This window comes from Mesorhizobium sp. M7A.F.Ca.US.014.04.1.1 (assembly GCF_003998745.1).
Taxonomy (GTDB): domain Bacteria; phylum Pseudomonadota; class Alphaproteobacteria; order Rhizobiales; family Rhizobiaceae; genus Mesorhizobium; species Mesorhizobium ciceri.
This window is the reverse complement of the sequence record NZ_RZRW01000364.1, coordinates 1-5991: the sequence shown is the minus strand read 5'-3', so window position 1 is coordinate 5991 and position 5991 is coordinate 1. Positions and strand designations below refer to the sequence as shown.

Here is a 5991-nt window from a genome sequence, read left to right as displayed (position 1 = left end):
GACGCGAGCCTGCTGGGAGCGGCAGCGGCGCAGCAGGCCAAGATGGGCGGCGATGATGCGCAGCGTCCGGCTTCCATCGAGGTCGATCTCCGCCACCACCGCGCCGCGCGGCTCCAGCCCCGGAAGCTTGATCTGGTGCACGTCGCGAACGACGCCCTTCTTGAACAGCAAGACGTTGCCATGCCAGCCATGGCCCTTGCCGGTGGCGGAAATCGGCACCGGAACCAGTCCGGTTTCCCGTTCGAGCCGGGGCAGGTCGAGAAGACCATCACGGTCGCCGAAGCGGTTGTCGGCTTCCTGCAGGGCAATGACATCCGGATCGATTTCGCGGATGACGCGGATGGTCCGGTCCGGATCGAACTTCCTGTCGACGCCGATGCATTTATGGACATTGTAGGAGGCAACCAGCGTGCCGGTGGTGGCTGTCGTCTTGAGTGCGGCGGCGTTAGCTTTCTGCATCCGGCGGTCACGAAGGGACAGAAGCATGCTTGCCGGGAGGCTGCGTCCAATTCTGTGCATCTGTGCTGCTCGTTCTCGCTGGCTTCAATTCAGAAGCCGGATACAGTCAAAATAGGCAATTTCGGCGTATGTTCCATGACAGACGAGTTCCTCAAGCGCACCTCCGCCTTAGAGATAGGGTGAACCGAGCCACAATGCCCGGTCGAACAGCCTGATTAGGAACGGCCGGGCTCGCAAGGCTTCCAGCGTTACCGGCACGGCGGAGGCAATCGCCGACCCGATCCGCGCCTCGATCTCGCTGGCAAAGCCGGCATCGAGCACCTCCAAGTCGATCTCGAAATTGAGCCGCAGCGATCGGGCGTCAAGATTGGAAGATCCGACATAGGCCCACACGCCGTCGATCGAAAGCAGCTTCGAATGGTCGAATGGTCCCTCGGTTCGCCAGACACGGCAATAGTGTTTGAGCACCTGATCGAACTGCGCCATCATCGCGCGGTCGACGAGGAAAAGATTGTTCACCGCCGGCACCACGATGTCTATCTCGACCCCGCGCCTGCCGGCGGTGATCAGGGCGCTGATCAGTTCCCGATCCGGCAGGAAATAGGGCGACATCACGCGTATGGACTTGCGGGCGACCGAGAACGCACCGATCAGCAGCTTGTGGTTGGTCTCGTTGCTGGCATCCGGGCCGGAAGCGACCGCCCGCACCATCATCGGTGCGCCTGGCGACGGCGACAGCGGGGCAATGCGCCAGGCGTCGCCCTTCAGCGCCTCGTTGGTGGCGAAGCGCCAGTCTTCGGCGGCGACCGAAAAGAGGTCGGCGACGATCGGGCCGGTCACCCGGAAATGTGTGTCCCTGGCGCTGTTGGAGCCGGCGAATTCGGCGGAGAAGCCTTTGCGGATGTTCATGCCGCCGGTGAAGGCGGCGATGCCGTCCACCACCAGGATCTTCCGGTGGGTCCTCAGATTGGCGTAGGGCAGGCGCAGGCCCATGACGATGTTGCCGTTGAAGACGTCGGCGGGGATGTTGGCCTCGCGCAAATGCCCCAGGATGCTCGGCACCGAGTAGCGGGCGCCGACGGCATCGATCAGCACGCGGACGGTGACGCCGCGCCGGACGGCGCCGGCCAGCGCCTCGACGAAGAGCAGGCCGACGGCGTCATTGTCGAAAATATAGGTCTCGAGCAGGACGCTGCGCTCGGCGCCGTCGATCGCCGCGCACATGGCGGCATAGGCCTCGTCGCCGGTCTCCAGCACATCGATTGCGTTTCCAGGGTTGAGCGCGCGCCGCGCCACCCTGTCGCCGAGTGTCCGCAAGCCCGTGAACCGTTGCCCGTATCGCTCGACGATCAGGGCCTCTTCGACAGCGACGTCGCGCTCATGCTTGGCGGACACCACGCCGTCGGCAAACGGGCGCTGGGCGGTGATCGTGGCACGGCGGATGCGATTGATGCCGGCGACGGCGTAGATCAGCACGCCGAGGATCGGGGACAGCACCATCACGCCGACCCAGCCGGTGGCGGCGCGCACATCTTCCTTGGTCATGACGGCATGGACGATGCCGACCGTCGCCATCACCACGGAGATGATCGCCAGAATTTGCGGCCAGTGAGTCGCCAGGGTCGCCAACATGCCGAGACTATCCAGCGAGCGGTTGCAGAAGGCAATGCGGCCGGTCCTGCCGCGCATTCGCCGGATGGTGGCATGCGGCCCTGGCCGAAGGTTTCGACCAGCCGCAGAGATTGATGGGTAGAAGCTTCCCAACGGACCCTGTTCAGAAGGACAAACCTGACCTAGCGGAAGCATAGAGCCTGGCATCATCCTGTTCTGCTCAGAGCCTCCGAAGCCTCTTATGCTTTGGTGCGACCTCTATTGTATATCAGGATGAATGAACTTAATGATATGAACACTTTGATTGATGGCGAGGGGGGCGCCTAACGATGAAATTCAACTTCGATGAACCTCCCGGCGATGACATAGTTGCCGACACGTCGGCAGAATGCCAACGCCAATTGCTGCCTCTCGTCCGCGAGATCGTCCAGGCGGCCGTCGCTGCCGGATGGAGCGAGGAGGACGTTCTTCTGGGGTTTGTCGAACTTGCATGGGATTTGTATGAGAATCGTCGCGACGATCTGCAATGACCGGTAGCCAATCTGGTAGCTCTGCATTGCTGGCGGTGTCGCGGCTTTGCGTCGGCAGCTTTTCGCGGTAGGAATTTTTTCTTGACACGGTGATCTCAGCTAAGGTATATATTCGTGCATGGTGCTGATTTGCGCCAGTGACCCGCCGAGCAGGCGGGTTTTTCGTTTGATGCTCCGTCAGCCAATGCGCCGAAGGGTCCAGAGGAACCTGTTGACCCGTAGTCGCGACCTAAAGGCCTGGGTTCCTCGCCCCGAGGGGCTTTTATCCCGAACAAAATTTTTTGTTTGCGTACGGATGTTATTCACTATCCACAGCATGTGCGTTACGTTGGATCCGGGTCGGGCTAAGGGGGATTTCAGGCGACAGACAAGCGGCTGAGGCCAGGCAATGGAAAATACGGACGATGCTCGGGAAGGCGGCAATTCCCAGGGCGTCAATCGAGAACGGACAGCTCGATATGTCCTGGACATAATCCCTGAAAGCGCAGGCCCCTGGAGGGCCACCGCGGCGCGGAGTGTCATAGACTCAGCCCGCGATCCCGTCTCGCAGACATTCCCGGCCAAAGAGCATTCCACTGGAATTGCGCTGCGGCCCGCACGCCGATCGAGAGCCTTGCTCGGCAGCGACCGGATCACGCGGTACGATACGCCGACCGGATGTCGCGTCGTCAATCCGGCGGGTGTGGACAGCAAGCCGGCCTGGTCCCTGACCCGGGAGAACGCCGTCGTTTCCATCGCTCCCGAAGCGCTGGCGCAATTGGCCGTGCATGAATTCGATCTCGCCGAACTCGATCCGCCTGCTTTCGGCACGGTCGACCCGGCCGATCTGCTGCGCACCCACCCAGGCCGCAACAGGCGCCTTGCGGCGTTTTCCAGAATACATCTTGCTGCAAATCCGCCCCAAGCTCCGCAGGAATCGTCTGGAATGTCATGCAGTCCGCGCGTTGTACGCCGTCCGGCCGGAACGCTCTCATGAATGGGGTTGGCTACGCCGGTCAGCTTCGATCAATCACGATTTGTTTTTCAGGGGAACGCGGAAGGAAGCCTAGGGTTGAACCTCATCTGGGACGAATCAGGAGGCCGAAAAATGCCGGGTGAGGATGGTGTCCCCGGACCGGTTTCCGGACCCAATTCGCGACAACCGACGCTCAACGCGAAAGGCGGGCTTTCGGTTCGCAGCACGCGCCGCGTGCAGGAATTCCTGAACGAGAACTTCACGCGCAAGCTGGCGCTTGCCGAGATGGCCGCGGTTTGCGGTCTTTCACCCTATCACTTCATGCGGGCTTTCTCGAGGACGTTCGGGGTGCCGCCGCATCAATATGTTCTCGATTTGCGGCTGGACCTCGCTGAAAGGCTGCTTGCCGACAGCCGCATGACCATCACGGACATCGCTCATTCCTGCGGATTTTCGAGCCAGAGCCATTTTACCACCGCCATGAAGAAATACCGGCAGGTGACGCCGCTGCAGCTACGGGTGGGCAAGCTTAACGCCAAGGTTAGATGAGACGGCGCTCATGGAATTGCTTGTTTGCCTAGTTTTAAAGCAGTCTCTAAGGTAACGAGCTGTTAACCTCTGCCGGTTTGCTCCGATCTTTTCTCACAAGACAGCAATTTCGTGAAATACCGCGGGCAGGAATCATGTCTTCCTGCGATAGAGCGGAATTGTCAGACATTTCGTGCCGGCCAGCGGAGAGGGACCATGACCGACAATCAGATTTCGAACGGCTCGCTTCTAGTTCAGCATCGCGCGGCGCATTTCGCCGGGCACTGGATCGCGAATGGCGATCCTCGCTCCCGCTCGGTTCGCCGCCGCTTGATGGCGGTGCTGCGCATGGCTCATAGCGTGCTTGGCATGGGGCGCAAGCGCCTGGGGCTGGGGACGCTGGGCGTCGGCGGGATGTCGGCGGCGGCCGCGATGCTGGGCGCCTTCGCGATCGGCATGGCTGCGACGCCAGCTCAGGCGCAATATCAGGCCGGCGGCGGGTCCGCGACAGGCGGCAACGCCGTCGCCATCGGTAATGGTGCCACCTCAAATGGCAATAACAGCGTGGCGTTGGGCATCTCCAACAGTGCAACGGGCGACGGCACGATCGCCATCGGCTATGCGATGGGTGTCAATGGCCTCAATGCCATAGGCATAGGTGTCATCTCCGGCGCGAACGGCGTCAACGCCCTCGCGATAGGCGGGAACGCCCAGGCTGTCGGAGACGGAGCAAGCTCCATTGGCGTCAACTCGGTCGCAGCCGCAGGCTCGGCCGCCTTTGGCCTGAACGCGCGCGCCGACGGAACGAACTCGACGGCGATCGGCTATGTTACCCGGGCGACCGGGCTGCGCGCCACCGCGCTCGGGTTTGGGGCGACAGCGTCCGGGCTGGATGCGCTTGCCCAAGGGAATAGCGCCGTCGCAAGCCAGCAGAACTCTATCGCCATCGGCTTCCAGGCGACCTCGACCGCGATCAACGCCATCAATCTTGGCAACCGAACCGCAGCGGGAAAGGGCGCCCTTCAAGAGAGCGCCGTCGCCATCGGCACGGACGTGCTGGCGTCTCAGGTTGACAGCATTGCGATCGGGCGCCAAAGCCAGTCGACGGGCACGAGCGCCACGGCGATGGGTAGGAACGCCGGCGCCTGGGGCAACCAGTCTATCGCGCTCGGCCTAGGCGCGCAGGCGGGCGTTCAGGCCAACACGGCCTTGCCCAACAGCATCGCGATCGGCACCAATGCGGTCTCTTCCGGCGGTTTCGCTACCGCAATGGGCGCTTCCTCGGTTGCGAGTGGTACCAGTTCGACAGCCGTGGGCTTCCAGGCCCAAGCCGCCGGCCTCAATGCCGCCGCCGTCGGTCCCCAGGCAAATGCATCGGCGTCAAACTCGGCGGCGTTCGGCAACGTCGCCACGGCTTCGGGCAATTTCGCATTGGCCCTGGGCAATTCGGCCGTGTCGAGTGGAGTAGGCTCGGTCGCGGCGGGCTCGGGAGCCCAGGCCACGGACGTCTCGGCGACCGCGCTCGGCAACAACGCCACCGCGACCGCAGCGAGCGCGAGCGCGCTAGGCTTGGGCGCCACGGCGAGCGGCATAAACAGCACCGCGGTTGGTAAGTCGGCCAATGCGAGCGCGCAGGACGCCATCGCCATGGGCACGAGCGCCAAGGCCGATTCCGCCGAGGCGGTGGCCATGGGCACCAATGCGGTGGCGACCGGCGGCAAGGCGGTCTCGATCGGGTCCGGCAACACCGCCTTTGGCAACGGCGCGGTCTCCATCGGCGATCCCAGCTATGCCAGCGGCACCGGCGCCTTCACCGGCGGCGCCAACAACATCGCCAACAGCGACGGCACCGCGACCGCCACCGCCGCCAACCAGGCCAACGGCGCTGTCGCCATGGGCAACACCAAC

At 63.0% G+C, this 5991-nt stretch carries 5 protein-coding genes and 1 pseudogene; 4 read left to right on the top strand and 2 right to left on the bottom strand.

Annotated features, from left to right (window positions below; all coding sequences use genetic code 11):
• Positions 1-519 (bottom strand): endonuclease/exonuclease/phosphatase family protein (locus EOA22_RS22085; protein ID WP_348629498.1); only part of this gene is annotated, 519 nt, incomplete at its 3' end.
• Positions 520-627: 108 nt separating this feature from the next.
• Positions 628-2091, bottom strand: coding sequence for a phosphatidylserine/phosphatidylglycerophosphate/cardiolipin synthase family protein (locus tag EOA22_RS22080; RefSeq protein WP_024502662.1), 1464 nt, complete (start codon positions 2089-2091; stop codon positions 628-630).
• A gap of 308 nt (positions 2092-2399) precedes the next feature.
• Here EOA22_RS22080 and EOA22_RS22075 point away from each other — a divergent pair, with 308 nt between their 5' ends.
• The 4 genes and pseudogenes from EOA22_RS22075 to EOA22_RS22060 all read left to right on the top strand — a co-directional run.
• On the top strand, positions 2400-2600 hold the full coding sequence (locus EOA22_RS22075; RefSeq protein WP_082826544.1) for a hypothetical protein: 201 nt from the start codon (positions 2400-2402) through the stop codon (positions 2598-2600).
• 613 nt (positions 2601-3213) lie between these two features.
• Positions 3214-3576: a hypothetical protein gene (locus tag EOA22_RS37740; RefSeq protein ID WP_063168905.1), complete on the top strand. Its 363-nt coding sequence runs from the start codon at positions 3214-3216 to the stop codon at positions 3574-3576.
• Entirely contained in the window at positions 3577-4104 is a 528-nt protein-coding gene (locus tag EOA22_RS22065) for an AraC family transcriptional regulator (RefSeq protein WP_063168904.1), read from the top strand.
• Between the two features lie 195 nt (positions 4105-4299).
• Positions 4300-5991, top strand: a pseudogene (locus tag EOA22_RS22060) (calcium-binding protein); the annotation flags it as partial.

What these genes read in the sequence shown, in the direction of transcription:
- EOA22_RS22080 (WP_024502662.1), bottom strand. Translation starts at nt 2,091, where the DNA reads ATGTTGGCGACCCTGGCGACTCACTGGCCGCAAATTCTGGCGATCATC.
- EOA22_RS22075 (WP_082826544.1), top strand. Translation starts at nt 2,400, where the DNA reads ATGAAATTCAACTTCGATGAACCTCCCGGCGATGACATAGTTGCCGAC.
- EOA22_RS22065 (WP_063168904.1), top strand. Translation starts at nt 3,577, where the DNA reads ATGGGGTTGGCTACGCCGGTCAGCTTCGATCAATCACGATTTGTTTTT.